The organism is Dictyoglomus sp. SSW, assembly GCF_055181335.1.
Window position 1 is genome coordinate 315,889 of sequence record NZ_CM143705.1, and the last position, 18,570, is coordinate 334,458.

The window sequence follows — 18,570 nt, forward strand, 5'->3', positions numbered from 1 at the left end:
TCCATAAAGAATATAAAGATCTCTATGGGGTATATAATGTACAGTTTCGAAGATGTTGTAAAAAAAGTTATTCTAACACAAAAAGAGTTTGCTATATATGAAACACTGAAAATTGATGAAGATAATTTTCTTTCCTATATTTTCTTCTTCCCAAAAGAAAAGTTAATACTTAAAGAAACACAAAATATAAGAGAATTTTTTGAAAAATTAGAGAAAAAACTTCAAGAAGGCTTTTATCTTGCAGGATTTTTATCCTATGAACTTGGATATTTTTTAGATTATAAGGACAATGTAGAATATAATCTTGAATTTCCATTAGCCTTTTTTTATGTCTATGAAAGACCAATAATCTATAATCATAAAACCGGAGTTTTTGAAGAAGGAGTTGATTTAATAAATAACTTTTCCCCTATAAAACTTGATAAGAAAAACCCAAGGTTTAAATTAACTAATCTACGTCTTAATATTTCCAAGAAAGAATACGTGGAAAACATAAAGAAAATAAAGGACTATATCTTTTCCGGTGATACTTATCAGATTAACTACACAATAAAGTTAAAGTTTGACCTTACAGGTTCAATTCTGTGATTATACAATAAACTAAAACAAACCCAAAGTGTCTCCTATTGTGCTTTTATTAAAACAAATAATTTTTCTATAATATCCTTCTCACCAGAACTATTTTTTAGAAAAACTAGGGATATTGTTATTGTTAAACCCATGAAAGGAACAATTTCTCGAGGTAAAGATATCTATGAAGATAAAATTCAAGCCTATAAATTACAAAAAAGTATCAAAAACCGTGCAGAAAACATAATGATAGTTGACCTTTTAAGAAATGACTTGGGAAAGATTTCTTTATTGGGTGAAGTAAAAGCAAAAAAACTTCTTGAAATAGAAAAATATAAAACCTTATTTCAGATGACTTCTACAATAGAAGCAAGAATAAAACCAAATATCGATCTATACACACTGTTTCATTCCTTATTTCCTTCTGGTTCTGTAACTGGTGCACCTAAAATTAGAAGTATGCAAATAATAAAAGAACTGGAAACAGAACCAAGGTATGTTTATACGGGTTCTGTGGGATTTATAAAACCAAATTACGATGCAGTATTCAATGTGGCAATAAGAACTTTGTTGATAGACAAAAATGGAAAAGGTGAGTTAGGGATAGGAAGTGGAATAGTTGCAGATTCTGACCCTCAAAAAGAATATGCTGAATGCAAGCTTAAGTATAAGTTTTTAGTAACAAAACTTCCAAAGTTTAGATTAATTGAAACAATTTTGTATTGTGCTAACTTTAATAATGAGATTAAAAATTTTTATGACTTAAATCTAAATATCACAAAAGAGAATTTTGAACAAGGATATTTTCTCTTAACATATCATTTAGAAAGACTTAAGAATTCAGCTTTATATTTTGATTTCCAATTTGATGAAGACCAAATTTTAGATAAGTTATACAGGTTAAGAAAAAATCTAACAGAACAAGCATACAGAATAAGACTGTTACTTTCAAAAAACGGTGATATAGAAATACAAAAAATTGTATATGATATAAAAAACTTTTGTTTAAAAAATATGGAAAAGATTGTCCTCTCCAAATACCTGGTAGATAAAAACAATATTTTCTTGTATCATAAAACCACTAACCGTAGGCTTTATAATAGAGAATATAAAAAACACTCAGAAAAATTTTTTGATGTATTATTTGTTAACAAGAATGGTGAAGTTACAGAAACATCACGTGCAAATATCTTCATTAAAATAGGAAATCATTACTATACACCTCCAAAATCCTCAGGATTACTAAATGGTATATTTAAAAGGTTTTTGATAGAACAGAATAAAGAAAAAATTAAAGAGAAAAAGATAAATGTAGAAGAAGTTTTTAAAGCAGAAAAATTATTTATTACAAATGCTGTTTTTGGAATAAAAGAGGTAAAAATTTACAAAACCTAATTTAGATATACCTAAGGAAAAAAATATGGAGGATAAAGATATAAAAATAAGAGGACATCATCTAATCTGTTTATTACATTTTGAAGGTAAAGGATATTCTGAGGAATTTATTGAAAATATGAAGAAAATAAAAGAAAAATTAGAGGAAAACTCTTTATTTATATTAGTTGCGGAAAGGGATAGTATTTGTGATAAATGCCCATATTTAAAAAATGATAAGTGTTTAAGAGAAAGCTATCCTAAGGAGATAGAAACAAAAGATAAGGAAATTATAAATTATCTAAACTTGACCATAAGGGAAAAATACAATTTTCTCGACATAAAAAGATTGATTTTTAAAACACTAACAAGATCAAATTTTGAAAATTTTTGTAAAAATTGCTCTTGGTTTCCTTTATGTTCTCAAAAAAACTTGTTCAGATAATTTAAATATAGAGTGTAACCTAATTTTTTTTCTATTTTCAAGTATATTTCTTGCAAAAATTTAGAAATTATTATAATCTAAAACGTTAAGTTCCCAAGACATAAACTATATATTAAAAGAGATAGTTTTATTCAATATCATAGATCCTATAGAAAATTCAGTTACTCAATAAATAGCATTGTCTTTGGTTTGATACTTATAGTTTTACCTTTTGAAATATTCCTCTTATCCTTCTATCCACAAGTAACCCTTTTTATGTGTAAATCTACCAAGAAATTCCTTCCCATATTCAGGACATAAATATAGTAAAAAGTGAAAATAATATCTCTAAAAATATATAGTGTCTTAGATATGGAAGGAAAAATATCCTCCCTTAATTTTCCCCTTTTTACATTATTTCTATCTATTTTTGGCATTATGATTTCAAAATTTATTAAAGCTAAACCTATTCAACTTTGGATCATATTTATATTCCTCTTAATTTCAATCTCTTCCATATTTTTTATTCTTTTTCCTTCAAGATTTCCATATGATATTAAAACTTTCTCTGAATCTTATATGAACACCCAAATTGGAACCCGGCTTACTTTACCGATAATCATGGGTACAACTTTAGGCCTAATTCCTTAGTATCAATAACCCCCAAAATACAACATCAACTTCTCAGAAAATAAAATAACCTTATCAAATAATGAGGGTTTAGAAGGCATAACCCTTGCTATTCCTAAAAATTACATAATAAAAGAACTACCTCCAGGTATAACCTCAAGCGAAGATAACGATTACTATTATCTCACAATAACCAACCAATATCGAGAAAAAAAATTAAGTTTTCAGTTTTATTTTAAAAATAATAGATCTTTACTTTACCACCAAGATTAGATTATTATTGAATAAAAGAGTTAATAAAATAATAGTGTGGGAGGTCGTCTTTTATGATAAATCCTAAGTTGCCCTACATATGGTATGGGGGAGATTATAATCCTGAACAATGGGACAAGGAAGTATGGAAAGAAGATGTAAGACTTTTTAAATTAGCCCACATCAATATTGCTACAGTGAACGTCTTTTCTTGGGCTCTTTTACAACCCTCAGAAGATACCTATGATTTCTCAATGCTGGATGAGATCATCGATAATCTCTGGAAAAACGGAATCTACATCTGTCTTGCCACATCCACTGCCTCTCAGCCTCACTGGATGTCTGTAAAGTATCCAGAGATTCTTCCTGTAGATATAAATGGAGATAAGAGGGTACATGGAGGAAGAGTAAATTTTTGTCCCAACAGCAAAATATATAGATATTTTTCAGGAAAATTGGTAGAAAAATTAGCAGAAAGGTATGCCAATCATCCTGCCGTTTTAGTATGGCATATAGCTAATGAATATGGGACTTATTGTTATTGTGATAATTGTGCAAAAAGATTTAGAGATTGGCTAAAAAGAAAATATGGTACATTAGAAGAGTTAAACAAGAGATGGTATACTACTTTTTGGAGTCAAACAATTTATGATTGGAATGAGATAACAGCTCCCACATTAAGGAGCGTAATGTTTCAACACTGGTGGACAGGAAAGCTTTCAACTGTAGCTCAAGGCATGGTACTTGATTATTATAGATTTATGTCTGAAATTATCTTGGAATGCTATCTAAATGAATACAATATAATAAAAAAGTACAATCCTAATATACCTATAACCACAAATCTTATGGGTACTTTTAAACCCCTCAACTATTTTGAATGGGCAAAGCATATGGATGTAGTTTCATGGGACAGTTATCCTTACCTAACCGATGATTATATTAGTATTGCTTTTAGACACTCTCTAATGAGAGGTCTAAAACAAGGAGAACCTTTTATGCTAATGGAACAAACTCCCAGTCAAACTAATTGGCAACCTTACTGTTATATAAAAAGGCCAAAGGTAATGAGACTTCAAAGCTACCAAGCAGTCGCCCAAGGTGCAGATACAGTTATGTTTTTCCAATTAAGACAATCAAGAGGAGGACCTGAAAAATTCCATGGAGCTGTTATCTCCCATGCAGGACATGAAAACACAAGGGTCTTCCAAGAAGTTAAACAGTTGGGAGAAGAATTAAAGAATTTAGGAGATATCCTTTTAGGTGGCAAAGTAAAATCTCAGACAGCAGTTATTTTTGATTGGGAAAATTGGTGGGCTCTTGAAAACTCTCAAGGTCCAAGTACAGCAATAAACTATGTAGGAGGTGTAGAAAGTTACTTCAGAGCTCTCTTTGAAAATCTTATGGGTGTAGATGTAATAGGAATAGAAGACAATCTGGAAAAGTATAAGGTAGTAGTAGCACCTCTCCTTTACATGATTAGGAAAGAGACGGCAGAGAAAATAAAAGAATATGTTAAGAAAGGTGGAATTTTCATAACAACCACATTAAGTGGATTAGTAGATGAAAATGATCTGGTATATCTGGGAGGATATCCCGCCCCATTAAGAGATCTTCTTGGAATATGGGTAGAAGAATTTGATGCCTTACCACCTGAAATGAAAAATGAGATTCAAATAACAGATGAATTTAAAAAGGAATTTTCAAAAGAAGCCTATGAATGCAACTTAGTATTTGATGTAATCCATTTTGAAAAGGACACAGCAAAGGCTATAGGTGTATATACAAAGGACTATTATAAAGGCCAACCAGTGATTACTGTAAATAAGTATGGAGATGGATATGCTTACTATGTGGGATCCTTTGCCTCCCATGAATTTTTAAAGGACCTAATAAAATATATATCTAAAGCCCACCATATAGAACCACTATTCAAAGATGTACCTTATGGAGTTGAAATTACTCAAAGGGTAAAAAATAACAAAGTATTTACCTTTGTATTAAATCATACAGAAGAAGCAAAAAGAATAAATATTGGAAATAGAAAAAAGGACCTTATATCTGGAAAAATATACGAAGGAGAGATAGAGATACCTCCAAGAGAAGTACTAATCCTTGAGGAATAAAAATATATAGGGAGGGGGAAGAAATAATCTTCTCCCTCCATGAAAGGCCAAATTATGATATTTTTTGTTATAGCCTTTCATCCTGAAGCAAAACCATTAATAGAACATTTTAAACTAAAAAAAATTCCATCATCAAAATTTGAAACATTTTCCAATAATCAGGTCTTTCTTATTTTAACGAGGGAAGGAATGATAAAATCTTCTATAGGCACTACCTATTTATTGACAAAATTTTCTGCCCAAGAAAAGGACATAGCCATAAATTTAGGAATATGTGGAGCCCAAAATAGAAAATTTCAAAAAGGTGATATTATTTTATGCCATAAAATCATAAATCATTACTCAAAAAGAGCCTTTTATCCAGATATTATTGTAAATCACGACATGAAGGAAGGCATTCTTGAAAGCTTTATGACACCTGTAAAAAAAGATATGGAAGAGAAAATAGAAGGGGACATTGTAGATATGGAAGGTGCCGGATTTTTTGAGTCAGCATCCTTTTTTTTGCCTCCCCATAATACCCATTGTATAAAGATTGTCTACGACTTCTTAGATTACGAAAAAATTGAAAAGGGAGAAATTTCTAATCTTATTTATAATCATATCCCTAAGATAGAAAGGTTTATTTACTCTTTATCGGAATTAAACGAATGTGAGAAATTACCATTTGAAGAGGAGAATATAAAGAATATTGTAGAAAAGCTAAAAGACAGCCTAAATCTTACCTTCTCAATGACCCATGAATTGGAGAAATATTTAAAGGGCTATATAATAAGAAAAGGTAGTATTCCCAAAGAAATCTTTGATTTCCTTAATATAAAAGTTGCTTCAAAAAAGGAGAGGAAAGAATACTTTGAAAGAATTAAAAAACTTCTCTACCCTTAGACCCTTTTCCCATATATATGTAGAAAAAGAGGTTCTATTTCATTCTATTACAGAAAAAATCCTAAATAGATTTCCTAAATCAATAATTATAGAGATTGATAACTATAAAGAGGTATTTTCAAGATCAAACCAAAATTACAAAATTCAAGAGCTAAGCAGAAAACTAATATTGGCAAAGAAAAGAAAGGAATTTATATATCCAGGCCCCCCTTTATGTCCCAATTTCGGACAATATTATTTTTACTATACTACATTAATCCTTAACTGTATCTTTAGCTGTGATTATTGTTTTTTAAAAGGGATGTATCCTTCAGCCCATATAGTGGTATTTGTAAACATAGAGGATTACTTTAAAGAAATAGACAAAATTTTAAAAGATCATCCTATTTATCTTTCCATATCCTATAATACAGACCTTTTAGCCCTCGAAAATATCATTCCTTTCTTTAGCATGTTTTTAAATTACGCTGAGAATAAGAAGGATTTAATCATTGAAGTAAGAACCAAATCAGCAGAATATAAACTATGGGAAATACTAAAACCAAAAGATAATATAATCCTATCCTGGACTCTGCTGCCCGATGAACTTATCAAAAGATTCGAAAAAACCCCATCTTTAGATCTTAGAATAAAAGCCATAAAAAAAGCTATAAATTACAATTGGAAAGTAAGACTAAATTTTGATCCCCTTATTTATGCGGAAGATTATAAAGAGATATATCAAAGATTTGTGCAAAGAATATTTCAAGAAATTGATCCATCTAAGATCTATGATCTATCCATAGGGGTCTTTAGAATCCCAAAAGATTATTTCAAAAGAATGAAAAAAATCTTTATAAATGAGGTCACCCTCTTCCCTTACGAAGAGGGTGACAACGCCTATACTTATCCTTACGGGCTTAAAAAAGAAATGATAAACTTCTTAATCGATAATGTTTCTTTATACATACCCAAGGAAAAAATCTTTATCATCTAAATTATCTCCTAGAAGATATATATTCTAAAAGCTCTCCTTTCATATCATGAGCATATTCCCAAGCAAAAATTCCACCAAGCCTATTTCTTTTTACATAGTCAATAACATACTCTAATGCTTCCTTATCCATATATGTAATAAAGGTATCTCCATCAAAGAGATATGGAGCCTTAGCAACATCATCCCAATATCTCTTAAATTTTCCACTACTTATAAGCTTTTTTATCCCATCCCAAGAAATAGCATCTATACTCTCCTTATATGGTTGGAATAATCCATTATTCTCATTCTTAACTCCTTTCCAGCCTCTTCCATAAAAAGGTACTCCTAATAGTATCTTCTCTGGAGGAACCACATTTAGATAAAGTCTTATTGCCTGATCAGTACTCCATCCTCCCCAAGCAGGATCCTTTGGATTGTTATAAAGATTTGCATGGTGCCCTGTAGTAGAGCTCCAAGATCCATAGTAGTCATAACTCATGACCTTCAAATGATCTACTATCTTAGAAACTGCCACTACATCATTTTTTTGGAGAAACCATGGAGAGGCAGGAACTGCAACAGATAAGGAATAATTTTTACCAGTAGTTTCTGAAAGATTTAAAAGCATATCCCTTAATTCCTTAAGTAAAATCACATAATTTTCCCTATCTTCTGGCCTTGTCCTTATAGGAAGACCCCAGTCAGGACCCACAGGATATTCCCAATCAATATCAATACCATCAAAACCATAATCCAAGATCATTTTCTTAGCATTAACACAAAACTCAGCTCTTAATTTAGGATCATTAGCCATATCTGAAAATCCTTCTGCTCCCCACCCACCTACCGAAATTATTATCTTTAAATCTTTATATCTTTCCCTTAATTTCTTTACCTCTGATTTTAAATCAAAACCCATTTCCACATCAGGTATAAATATTTCAGAGCCATTTCTTATCAATCCAAAGGCAATAATTAACTCATCAACTCCCTTAAGGTTTAAATCATCTCCCTTCCAATATATTCCCTTACTTATTTCCTCCTCTGTATCTCCCAAGGGCCATGTCCTAATATAGGTTCCTACTAAAAAATAGCCATCTTTTGGAAAAGAAGAATTAAAAAGGAACAAAATAAGAAATATCGTGGATAGCAAACAAATTAATCTTCTCATTTAAAATCCCCCCTAATTTTTTTGATTAATATTATATAATTTTTAGGTAGATATAGTCAACTATATTAACTAAATATTAACTAGCATTGAATAATATATAAAAAAGGAGGATCTCCTATTGAAATTTTCAAGTTTTCAATTAAAATAAAAAACAAAACAATATACTCGTATTGATAATATATGGAAGAAGAGAAGGAAGTATTAATAGTAGAAGATTCGCCAGCCCAAGCAGAGCATCTAAGAAGAATTCTCAGCAAATATGGATACTCTTCTTTTGTTGCTTTAAATGGAAAAGAGGCTTTAGAAATCCTTAAAGATCACTCTCCCAAAGCCATAATCTCCGATGTAATAATGCCAGAGCTTAATGGCTTCCAACTCTGCCAAATTGTTAAGCAAAACGAAAAGACAAAAGATATAACTTTTATTCTCCTTACCTCCCTATCTGATCCCAAAGATATTGTGGAAGGGATAAAAGTGGGAGCAGATGGTTTCATAATGAAGCCCTATAATGCTAATTACCTAATCTCTACCCTCCAATATCTATTGTCTTTGAAAGAGCTAAGAAAAACTGGAATTATTGAACCATCTATAGAGTTTACTCTTTTCGGTAAAAGATATCGATTAAATACATCCCAAATCCAAATATTAAATTTACTTTTATCAGTGTATGAGAAAAAATTTGAAGAAAGTTTAGAAATAAAAGAACTTAAAAACACCATAGATAAATTAAGCAAAGAGATCACTAAGATAAAAGAACAAGAAAGTGAATATGATGTTCTTATTGAAGGAATTCCTGCTCCCATTATAGTAATTAGAAAAGATAATGAAGAGATTATCTCTACTAATTCATATGCATTATCCTTTTTCAATATAAAAAAAGAAGAAATTATAGGGAAAAAAATTACTGATCTTTTATCCTTTACTCCCCTTTATTTTGCCAAATTTAAGGTACTTCTTCTTCAAAATCATGAAAATAAAAGCTTCAATCTAAAAGGAAAATTAATATCTAAGGAAGAGGAATTAGAAATTATCGCCATCTATATAACTTATAAAGAGATACCTTCTTTACAACTTGTTATTAAGAAAGGTTAAAACCCTTTTCCCTAAATAGCCTTATACAAATATCTACCACTTCTTCATAATACTTTATACCTTTCCACTTTTCTATTTCAGAAAGGGCTGTATCAATACCAAGAGGAGGACGATAAGGCCTATGAGATGACATAGCCTCTACCACATCCGACACTGATATTATGCCCACTTCCAGACTTATATCTCCATTCTTTAATCCATCAGGATAACCTGTACCATCAAGCCTTTCATGATGGTGATACACAATATCTAAAACCTCTGGAGGAAAATCTATATTTTTTAGGATATCATATCCTTTAAAAGGATGCGTCTTCACAATCTCAAACTCAATAGGAGTAAGTTTTCCTGGTTTATTTAATATCTCCGTAGGAATTGCAATCTTACCAATATCATGAAGTAGAGCCCCTATGTAAATTGCATTTATCTTTTCCTTTGAAAACCCCATCTCTTGAGCTATTCTTTTAGAAAGCTCTGCAACCCTTCTTTGATGGTTGGCTGTATAAGGATCTTTGTGCTCTATAATTGAAGATAGGGTTTTTATTATCTGTTGGGAATAACGTTCCAATTTAGAAACTGAATTTTTTAACTCTTTTTGAAGATGCTTTTGTTCCGTAACATCTACAATATATGCCACAGCCTTCTTTTCCTCAAAGATAGATATAATGCATCTCAAATCTCTAATCCCATAACTTGGATCATAGGCTTCAAGTTCAAAATCCAACTTTTTATCTCCTTTGTAAAACTTAATAATCTCCCTTATCAAGATTTTGAGCAGTAAAATAATTAAAGAAATTTTCTTTAAAATTTTCAAAGGAAAAACCCACATACTCCTTTTCAAAAACATTATTCATCCTAACGAGTTTTATCTTATGTATGAATTCAAATATGGCCTCGGGATATGTATTAAAATAGGCCTCAAGATTCTCTCCTACAATTCTCCTTAAAGTGTCGAAATAAACCATAAGATTCTCAATATCAAGCTCAATAATAGGAACAGGTGCCTCCTGAAAGATCATCAGGTTTTCTTCATAAATCTCTTTTAACTTTTTAACATCATAGAGTACATAAACAGAAAGATCCTCTTTTACAATGGGAAACACATGGTAATGTATAGTTACCTTATTTCCATTCTTAGTTAAAAGATTATCTTTCTTTAATACTTCTTCAATATCTACCCCCTTCAATTCTTCCTTGGAGTAACCAGACAACTCTTCAAAACTCTTATTACAATTAAGAATTTTTCCATGTAAATCTGTTATTAAAACAGAAAATTCAAATTCCAAATCATCTTTCATTAAAAAACGATCTCCTTATTTCTACATATACCCTTTTATATTATATAGTATTTTTATATTATATAGTATAATAATATTAAATTTATGAAGAGAACAATAATTTTTGTCACTTTTATTATCATATTACTTAACATATCTCATCCTCAAAGCTTAGATCTTAGAGGAAACTTAAACTTAAATCTTTATTACTCTTACTTTTTAGGAGAAACTTCTCTTAATTACCTTTCTTCAGATATAAAAGAGGGATTATACCTCTCACAAAACTCTCAATTTTCATTAAACTATCTCTTACCAAATCTATCTCTATCCTTTAATTATCTCTCTCAACCTGTAGAAAAAATAAACCTTTCCATAGACACCTATAAGGTTCTTCTATATTTTAGTAATAATTTATCTTTATCCCTATCTCCTCTAACCCTTCACAATAAAATCCTTAATGGAATATATGTGAACTATAAAAACGATAAGTCAAATATACTTTTTGTAGTATCCCAGATTGAGAGCAAAAAGAAGATAGCTAAAATATATGGCAATAATTCAGAGGGTCCCTATTTCATAGGGGACTTCTTTCTTGTACCAAATAAAGAAAGGGTCTTTTTAAATGGAAAATCCTTAGAAAGAGATACAGATTATATTATAGACTATACCTATGGGATTTTATATTTTAGCTTCCCTATATCCCAAGATGATGAATTACTTATAGAATATGAGGTCTCAGGATTTCAAGAGATATATAATCTATATGGATTTAGTCTATCTTATAGTCTTATTGGCATGAATTTTATAAATCTACAAGATACAAATACTAAAACTAATAGAAGATTTTTAGAAGGGAATATTATATTTAAAAAGAATTTCCAATCCTTAGAAATAAGAAGAGCTTTTTCCTTCTTAGACGAGATTTATTCTGGATATGCAGATTATATAAAATATTCGTTAACACTACCAATATTGAATATAAACTTTGAATACCTATTTGGAGATAAAAATTATCCATATATACCTCAAGTATTAGGAAACCTAAATCTTACTTCAGGAGAAAAAATCTATTCTTTAAACTTAAAATTAAATCCCTCTTTCATAGATCTTCTTTTTAACTTCTCTAAAGGAAAAGATGGAGAAAAAATTATAAGTAATGCAAAATGGAATATATATTCTTCTAATATCCTTTTATCTTATAAAAAGGAAAAGGACAATATTACCAATGGAATATTTTTTACATATACAAAAGCCTTTTTAAATCTTGGATATCAAAAAGAAGTCTCCCAAAACTATATAGCAAGTACCTATTCTTACAGTTTTCAACCAAAAACGGACAACACCCAGCTTTATATATCCGTATCTAAGAAAAATATAAATTCATCTGGCTCTATTTTAGAAGAAAACCAGCAAAATGCAGGAATCACCATATCAAACAGATCATGGGAAATAGGTTTTGGAGAAATCTACAAAGAAAATATAAATTTAAATCCCTCCTCTCCAATAAATATTACCCAAAATTTTATCACCGATGGATACAATTCAATTTTTGAGCTCAATTATGTACCTGTTCAAGATCTATCTATTTATATAAATAATGTATATGTAGAAAATAATGGGACCTTTACATATTATCTACCAGACGGTACTTATGAAACCTATACCGTAAGCTATACCATAGAGGAAAATCTATTAAATATATTATTTGAGGATGAAAATGGGAAAAATCCTCCACCCTCTGGACTCACCATAACTGTAAATTATAAAGCCTATATTCCTTTCAAGAGTATTACAAAAACTGATACTTTTAGCCTAAAGCTAAAATTCCAAAACCTTTCTCTCTCTTTGTCTTATCAAAAAATCATAAAAGATCTAAAGGAAGATAAAGTACTTTCATTCTCTACTTACGGCATGATTTCTCCTTCCCTTTGGATAAATATTACAGGAAATACTTACCTTGGGAAAATAAAAAATAATATTTCTCTAAATGCTACTTATTATTTTAATCCTTCCTCTGTATATTTTGGCCTATATTACAATGAAATAGAAGGTAGAAGAATTTTATCCTCAAATATTACTTTGAAACTATACCTTGCACCTTACGAAGCCAACTTTGGCATAGATTACTACAGAAATGACTATTTCAATGACTATTTTCAAAATACAGGTTACAATCTAAATCTAAAGAGAAAATTTAACACATGGGAATTAAAAGGAAATATATCCCAAAACTGGAAATCAGCATCCTATAACCTTGGCCTTTATAGAACAAATCTCCAAAGTCTATCTATATCCTTTAATTATTTCGAAGGAAAGAATGAATTTTCACTTTCCCATGAAGGTTATAGTAATTCTGCCAATAAATATACTCTATCCTTTTCCTATTCTCCTTCTAAGCTAAAAGATAATATTTTTTACATAAAATATGTATATAATATATTAAATGACCAATTTCTTTCTATTTATCAGATAGGTGTAAAAGGTACTATAAATTTTTAAAAATTTGACATACATTTTTGTAAGTAGTATTATTATCAAGGAATTTATAGGAATGAAAGGAGCGAAAGACCTTGAAAAAGAATAAATTCTATATAACAACTCCCATATATTATTCAAATTCTGAACCCCATATTGGGACTGTATATACTACGATCGTTGCGGATACCTTTGCCCGATTTTATAGGCTAAAAGATTATGATGTCTTTTTCTTAACCGGCCTTGATGAGCATGGCCAAAAATTAGCAAGAACCGCCCAAGAAAAAGGCTATTCTCCTCAAGAATATGTAGATATGATGGCCCAGAAGTTTTTAGATACATGGAAAAAAATTGGAATAACAAATGATGATTTTATAAGAACAACCCAGAAAAGACATGAAGAAGTAGTACAAAAGGTATTTCAAAAGCTATATGACAATGGGTATCTATACAAAGGTACCTATGCAGGATGGTATTGCACCCCCTGTGAAACATTCTATCAAAAAGAGGAACTCCATGATGGTAACTGTCCCAATTGTGGAAGACCTGTGGAATTTTTAGAAGAAGAAACCTACTATTTCAAATTATCCGAGTTTGGTCCCGCTCTCTTAAAATACATTGAGGAACATCCAGAATTTGTGTACCCCGAGTCAAGGAAAAATGAAGTAATAAGCTTTATAAAAAGTGGATTGAAAGATATAAGTGCTACAAGAACTACGGTAAAATGGGGAATACCTGTACCCTTTGATCCAAAGCATACAGTATATGTATGGTTTGATGCGCTGGTAAATTATATAAGTGCCCTTGGATATTTAAGTGATGATGATACAAAATTTAGAAGATATTGGCCTGCAGATGTACATCTTATAGGCAAAGATATTTTAAGATTCCATGCTATCATATGGCCTGCCATCCTCATGGCTCTAAATATTCCATTGCCAAAAACTGTCCTTGCTCATGGATTCTGGACCATAAAGGGTGGAAAAATATCAAAATCAAAAGGAAACAAAGTAGATCCTCATGAATTAATTAATATTTATGGGGTAGATGCCTTAAGATACTTCTTACTTAGAGAAGTCCCCTTAGGATTAGATGGGGAATATAGTGATGAAGCTTTCCACAGAAGATATACTTCAGATCTTGCCAACGATCTTGGAAATCTTTTAAATAGGGTGCTTACAGTGGCAGAAAAATATAGTGAAGGGAAAGTGCCAAACCCATCAGAAATGAAAGAAGAAGATAAAGCCTTATTGGAAAAAACAGAAGAAATGGCAAAAAGAGTAGAAGATGAAATGGAAAAATTCAACCCCTCATCTGCCCTTAGTTGTATTTGGGAAGTTATTCAAGATGCCAATAGATACATAGATCAACAAGCTCCTTGGAACTTAACATCCGATAAAGAAAGATTAAATACCGTAATCTATACCCTTTTAGAAACTTTGAGAAGAATATCTATTCTTCTTTATGCCTTTATACCTGACTCAGCTGTTAAAATACAAGAGCAGTTAGGATATCAAGATCCACAATTCTCTTGGGACCTTATTAAGGATGTTAAGATCCCGGTAGGGCAGAAACTAAATAAAGGTAAAATCTTATTCCCAAGAGTAGAAAGAAAGGAAAAGGAAGAGAAAGAAGAAGTTAAAGAAGAGCCAAAGATCCCTATTGAGGAATTCAAAAAGATAGATCTCAGAGTAGCCAAAGTATTATCAGCAAGAAAGGTTGAAAATAGCGATAAATTGCTTCTTTTGGAGATTGATTTAGGGGACGAAAAAAGACAAATAGTAGCAGGAATTGCAGAACATTACAAACCTGAAGATATGGTAGGAAGGGAAATCATTGTGGTGTATAATCTACAGCCGGCCAAAATAAGAGGATACGAATCTCAAGGCATGCTTCTTGCAGCCAAGGATTCGAAGGGTCGCCTTGCCATATTGACTCCTGAAAAGGAGGTAGACCCAGGATCGAAGGTGAGTTAAGATGCCATTAGCATTATATAGAAAATATAGGCCTCAAACCTTTGAAGAAGTTGTAGGCCAAGAACATATAGTAATAACATTACAAAACAGTCTTAAGTACAACCATATAGGTCATGCCTACCTCTTTGCAGGGCCAAGAGGTACAGGAAAGACCACTGTTGCAAGAATCTTAGCAAAATCCCTTAATTGTGCAGAAGGTCCGACACCAACCCCATGTTTAAAGTGTGCCTCTTGTATGGAAATTTCAGAAGGAAGAAGCATAGATGTAATTGAGATAGATGCTGCCTCTAATCGTGGAATAGATGAGATAAGGGATATCAGAGAGAAAGCAAGACTCTTACCTGTAAGGGATAGATATAAGGTATATATCATAGACGAAGTCCACATGTTAACAAATGAAGCCTTTAATGCCCTATTAAAGATATTGGAAGAGCCTCCAGATCACGTAGTATTTATCATGGCAACCACTGAGCCTCAAAAGATACCTTTAACTATTCTTTCCCGATGTCAAAGATTTGACTTTAGAAGATTAACAAGGGATGAGATAGTTAAACAATTGGCAAAAATTGCAGAGAAAGAAGGGGCTAAAATAACAGAAGGAGCATTAAAACTCATTGCCTTACAAGCTCAAGGCTCCTTAAGAGATTCCATTAGTCTTCTTGAACAGCTCTTGGTATATGGAGATCAAGAGATCAATGAAGAACTTGCAAGAAACCTTCTTGGTCTTCCCACCTATGAATTTACTTATACCTTTGCAAAGGCCCTTGGAGAATATAACTTAGCAGAAGGTTACAGTCTTCTTCAACAGATATTTCAGATGGGTAAAAACCCACAACAATTTGCAAGGGATCTTTTACGGCATTTTAGAAATTTACTTCTTCTTAAGGCAGATCCAAGGGTTGGAAATATTCTCTCCCTTACTCAGGAAGAATATGACGAACTTATAGAGGAAACGAAACTATATACCATAAAAAGATTACAAGAAATAATTGATCAGCTTCTTATCTTAGAAAATAGACTTAGAGACCTTACCAACGCCCCCTTAGTTATGGAAATGCTTCTAATTCCTCTCTTCATAAAACCAGAAGGTGGAGAAGTAATTTTAGAAGCACCATTAGAGAAAGAAGAAAAGAAGGTAGAAGTTAAAAAGCAAGAACCAGTAAAAGAAGAAAAGAAATCAGAAGAAAAAGGTATAGATATAGAGGTTGTCAAGGATAAATGGACAACTGTATTAGAAAGAGTAAAGAAGAAAAAAGTATCCTTAGAAGCCATGCTTAGAGAGGCAAGAATTGTAGGAATTGATGAGGAAGGAAGATTAGTTCTTGGCCTTCCCAAGACATTATCATTCCTTAAAGAGAGATTAGAAGAAAGACCAAATAGAAGTGTAGTAGAAGAAAAAATAAGAGAGGTTTATGGGGTACAGATTCCTGTAAAATTTATTACCATGGAAGATGATCTAATTTTAGACAATCCCAAAATTTCCAGTAAGAAAGAGGAGAACCTTTCTACTGAGGAGATAAGAAACTTCTTTAAGGGAAAAACCTTAGAATAGGAGGGATAAAGTGAAAGGAAATCCATTTGAAGCCATGAAACAACTTAAGAAGATACAAGAAAAAATGGCCAAAATTGATCAAGAACTTGAACAGACCTTAGTTGAAGGTACAGCAGGTGGTGGAGTAGTAAAAATAGTAATGACTGCGAAAGAGGAAGTAAAAGAAGTAAAAATAGATCCCGAAGTAGTTAATAAAGAGGAGGTAGATGTATTGGAGGATCTCATCTCAGCTGCCTTAAGAGATGCCCTTACAAAGGCAAAAGAAAAGGCAGCTGAAAAAATGGGAAGTCTCACTGATGGACTTCCTTTTCCTCCTGGACTTTTCTAAAATATGCATGAAAAAAGCTTATTTGAACAGCTCATTGATGAGCTAAAAAAGATACCTGGTATTGGGCCTAAGTCAGCTCAAAGGATAGCCTTTTACCTTATAAAACAACCCCAAGAGAATGTAGAGCATTTAGCAAACACCATCTTAAGGGTTAAAAAACAAACAAAATATTGTTCTATATGTTATAATCTCACCGAAAAGGATCCATGTGAAATATGCTCTAATCCAGATAGAGAGCAATCTATTATCTGTGTAGTGGCAGATCCAAAAGACGTATGGGCTATAGAAAAGACATCACATTTTGAGGGAGTTTACCATGTCCTTGGAGGACTTATATCTCCCCTTGATGGTGTATTTCCAGAAGATTTAAGAATAAATGAACTAATAGAAAAGGTTAAAAAGGGAAATATAGAGGAAGTAATACTAGCTACTGACTCTACCCCAGAAGGAGAAGCAACTGCCCTTTATATAGCTCGTCTTTTAATCCCTTATAAAATAAAAGTTACTCGTCTTGCCCATGGACTTCCTGCAGGAACAGAGCTTGATTTTGCTGATGAAATTACCTTAATCCATGCTATAGATGGAAGACAGGAACTGAAAATAAATTTTTAAAAAAAGGAGGTTGAAGTATGAAGGATATGTTAGAAGTTCGCTGGCATGCTAGAGCAGGGCAAGGAGCAAAGACCGCTTCCTATCTCCTTGCTGAAACAGCCATGGAGGCTGGAAAATTTATACAAGCCTTCCCTGAATATGGTCCAGAAAGAACCGGAGCACCTATGAAGGCCTATACAAGGATAAGTGATAAACCTATAAGAATACACAGCCAAGTATACAATCCAGACGTAGTGGTAGTTCTTGATAAAAGTCTAATAGGAAAAGTAAATGTATTAGAAGGGCTACCTTCTGATGGGATCATCATTGTAAATACCACTCAAGATCCTAAGGAGGTTAGAAAAGATCTTGGAATCTCAGATAGGAAAATCTATACCGTAGATGCTACTGGTATAGCTCTTCAAACTATTGGAAGGCCAATACCAAATACCCCAATGCTTGGAGCCCTTATAAGAGTAGTTCCAATAATTTCCTTAGAAGATGTACTCGATCAATTGAAAAAGAAATTTGAAGGGAAATTTAAACCCGAGGTTATCGAGGGTAACCTTCAAGCTATAAAAAGAGCTTACGAGGAGGTAAAAGGAGAATGAAACTTCCAGGATGGAAAGAATTAGTTAATTCGGGTCCAATCCTTCCAGCATCTACATCTAAAGAGTATAAAACTGGAGATTGGAGAACCTTTAAACCAGAAATAGATTACAATAAATGTACTACATGTATGTTTTGCTGGCTCTTCTGCCCAGATTCTGCAGTAAAATTTGATGGGCAAAAAGTATACATTGATTATGATTATTGTAAAGGCTGTGGAGTCTGTGCAGCAGAATGCCCTGTAAAAGCCATAACCATGAAAGAAGAAGAAAAGTAAAGGAGG

At 31.9% G+C, this 18,570-nt stretch carries 17 protein-coding genes and 1 pseudogene; 15 read left to right on the forward strand and 3 right to left on the reverse strand.

The features are described from left to right. Window positions 1–24: 24 nt before the first annotated feature. From ACY3JM_RS01445 to ACY3JM_RS01475, 7 genes and pseudogenes are all read left to right on the forward strand, one after another. Window positions 25–588, forward strand: a complete 564-nt coding sequence (locus tag ACY3JM_RS01445; RefSeq protein WP_463111523.1) for a hypothetical protein — start codon at window positions 25–27, stop codon at window positions 586–588. Window positions 589–600: 12 nt separating this feature from the next. Next, window positions 601–1,224 (forward strand): annotated as a pseudogene (locus ACY3JM_RS01450) (chorismate-binding protein); the annotation flags it as partial. Between the two features lie 63 nt (window positions 1,225–1,287). After that, on the forward strand, window positions 1,288–1,965 hold the full coding sequence (locus ACY3JM_RS01455; RefSeq protein WP_463111814.1) for an aminotransferase class IV: 678 nt from the start codon (window positions 1,288–1,290) through the stop codon (window positions 1,963–1,965). A 25-nt stretch (window positions 1,966–1,990) separates the two neighbouring features. After that, the gene (locus ACY3JM_RS01460) at window positions 1,991–2,389 is read left to right on the forward strand and encodes a DUF1284 domain-containing protein (protein WP_463083021.1); all 399 of its coding nucleotides are present in this window, start codon (window positions 1,991–1,993) and stop codon (window positions 2,387–2,389) included. Window positions 2,390–3,324: 935 nt separating this feature from the next. Continuing rightward, window positions 3,325–5,376 carry a beta-galactosidase gene (locus tag ACY3JM_RS01465; protein WP_463111524.1) on the forward strand — a complete coding sequence of 684 codons (2,052 nt, stop codon included), beginning with the start codon at window positions 3,325–3,327 and terminating at the stop codon, window positions 5,374–5,376. Between the two features lie 54 nt (window positions 5,377–5,430). Next, window positions 5,431–6,261: a 5'-methylthioadenosine/S-adenosylhomocysteine nucleosidase family protein gene (locus tag ACY3JM_RS01470; RefSeq protein WP_463111525.1), complete on the forward strand. Its 831-nt coding sequence runs from the start codon at window positions 5,431–5,433 to the stop codon at window positions 6,259–6,261. Beyond that, the gene (locus ACY3JM_RS01475) at window positions 6,230–7,237 is read left to right on the forward strand and encodes a spore photoproduct lyase family protein (RefSeq protein WP_463111526.1); all 1,008 of its coding nucleotides are present in this window, start codon (window positions 6,230–6,232) and stop codon (window positions 7,235–7,237) included. The genes ACY3JM_RS01470 and ACY3JM_RS01475 overlap by 32 nt, the downstream gene beginning before the upstream one ends. Before the next feature lies 1 nt (window position 7,238). On the opposite strand, the gene ACY3JM_RS01480 is transcribed toward ACY3JM_RS01475, so the two are convergent. After that, window positions 7,239–8,390 (reverse strand): glycoside hydrolase family 18 protein, encoded by a 1,152-nt coding sequence (locus tag ACY3JM_RS01480; RefSeq protein WP_463111527.1) that lies wholly within the window; start codon window positions 8,388–8,390, stop codon window positions 7,239–7,241. A gap of 180 nt (window positions 8,391–8,570) precedes the next feature. On the opposite strand from ACY3JM_RS01480, the gene ACY3JM_RS01485 reads away from it, so the two are divergent. Next, window positions 8,571–9,482: a response regulator gene (locus ACY3JM_RS01485; RefSeq protein WP_463111528.1), complete on the forward strand. Its 912-nt coding sequence runs from the start codon at window positions 8,571–8,573 to the stop codon at window positions 9,480–9,482. On the opposite strand, the gene ACY3JM_RS01490 is transcribed toward ACY3JM_RS01485, so the two are convergent. Together ACY3JM_RS01490 and ACY3JM_RS01495 are read right to left on the reverse strand one after the other, a co-directional pair. Next, window positions 9,469–10,203, reverse strand: coding sequence for an HD-GYP domain-containing protein (locus ACY3JM_RS01490; protein WP_463111529.1), 735 nt, complete (start codon window positions 10,201–10,203; stop codon window positions 9,469–9,471). The two genes, ACY3JM_RS01485 and ACY3JM_RS01490, sit on opposite strands and share 14 nt — an antisense overlap. A gap of 22 nt (window positions 10,204–10,225) precedes the next feature. Beyond that, window positions 10,226–10,777 (reverse strand): PAS domain S-box protein, encoded by a 552-nt coding sequence (locus ACY3JM_RS01495; protein WP_463111530.1) that lies wholly within the window; start codon window positions 10,775–10,777, stop codon window positions 10,226–10,228. An 84-nt stretch (window positions 10,778–10,861) separates the two neighbouring features. Here ACY3JM_RS01495 and ACY3JM_RS01500 point away from each other — a divergent pair, with 84 nt between their 5' ends. From ACY3JM_RS01500 to ACY3JM_RS01530, 7 genes are all read left to right on the forward strand, one after another. Continuing rightward, the gene (locus tag ACY3JM_RS01500) at window positions 10,862–13,255 is read left to right on the forward strand and encodes a hypothetical protein (RefSeq protein ID WP_463111531.1); all 2,394 of its coding nucleotides are present in this window, start codon (window positions 10,862–10,864) and stop codon (window positions 13,253–13,255) included. Window positions 13,256–13,326: 71 nt separating this feature from the next. After that, the gene (gene metG, locus ACY3JM_RS01505; protein WP_463083030.1) at window positions 13,327–15,207 is read left to right on the forward strand and encodes a methionine--tRNA ligase; all 1,881 of its coding nucleotides are present in this window, start codon (window positions 13,327–13,329) and stop codon (window positions 15,205–15,207) included. Window position 15,208: 1 nt separating this feature from the next. Then, window positions 15,209–16,759 (forward strand): DNA polymerase III subunit gamma/tau, encoded by a 1,551-nt coding sequence (gene dnaX / locus ACY3JM_RS01510; protein WP_463111532.1) that lies wholly within the window; start codon window positions 15,209–15,211, stop codon window positions 16,757–16,759. 10 nt (window positions 16,760–16,769) lie between these two features. Next, window positions 16,770–17,087, forward strand: coding sequence for a YbaB/EbfC family nucleoid-associated protein (locus ACY3JM_RS01515; RefSeq protein ID WP_463083032.1), 318 nt, complete (start codon window positions 16,770–16,772; stop codon window positions 17,085–17,087). Window positions 17,088–17,090: 3 nt separating this feature from the next. Next, a complete protein-coding gene (gene recR / locus ACY3JM_RS01520; RefSeq protein ID WP_463083033.1) occupies window positions 17,091–17,699 on the forward strand; it encodes a recombination mediator RecR in 609 nt (202 codons plus the stop codon). A gap of 17 nt (window positions 17,700–17,716) precedes the next feature. After that, window positions 17,717–18,289: a 2-oxoacid:acceptor oxidoreductase family protein gene (locus tag ACY3JM_RS01525; protein WP_463083034.1), complete on the forward strand. Its 573-nt coding sequence runs from the start codon at window positions 17,717–17,719 to the stop codon at window positions 18,287–18,289. After that, window positions 18,286–18,564 carry a 4Fe-4S binding protein gene (locus tag ACY3JM_RS01530; RefSeq protein WP_463083035.1) on the forward strand — a complete coding sequence of 93 codons (279 nt, stop codon included), beginning with the start codon at window positions 18,286–18,288 and terminating at the stop codon, window positions 18,562–18,564. The genes ACY3JM_RS01525 and ACY3JM_RS01530 overlap by 4 nt, the downstream gene beginning before the upstream one ends. Window positions 18,565–18,570 lie beyond the last annotated feature (6 nt).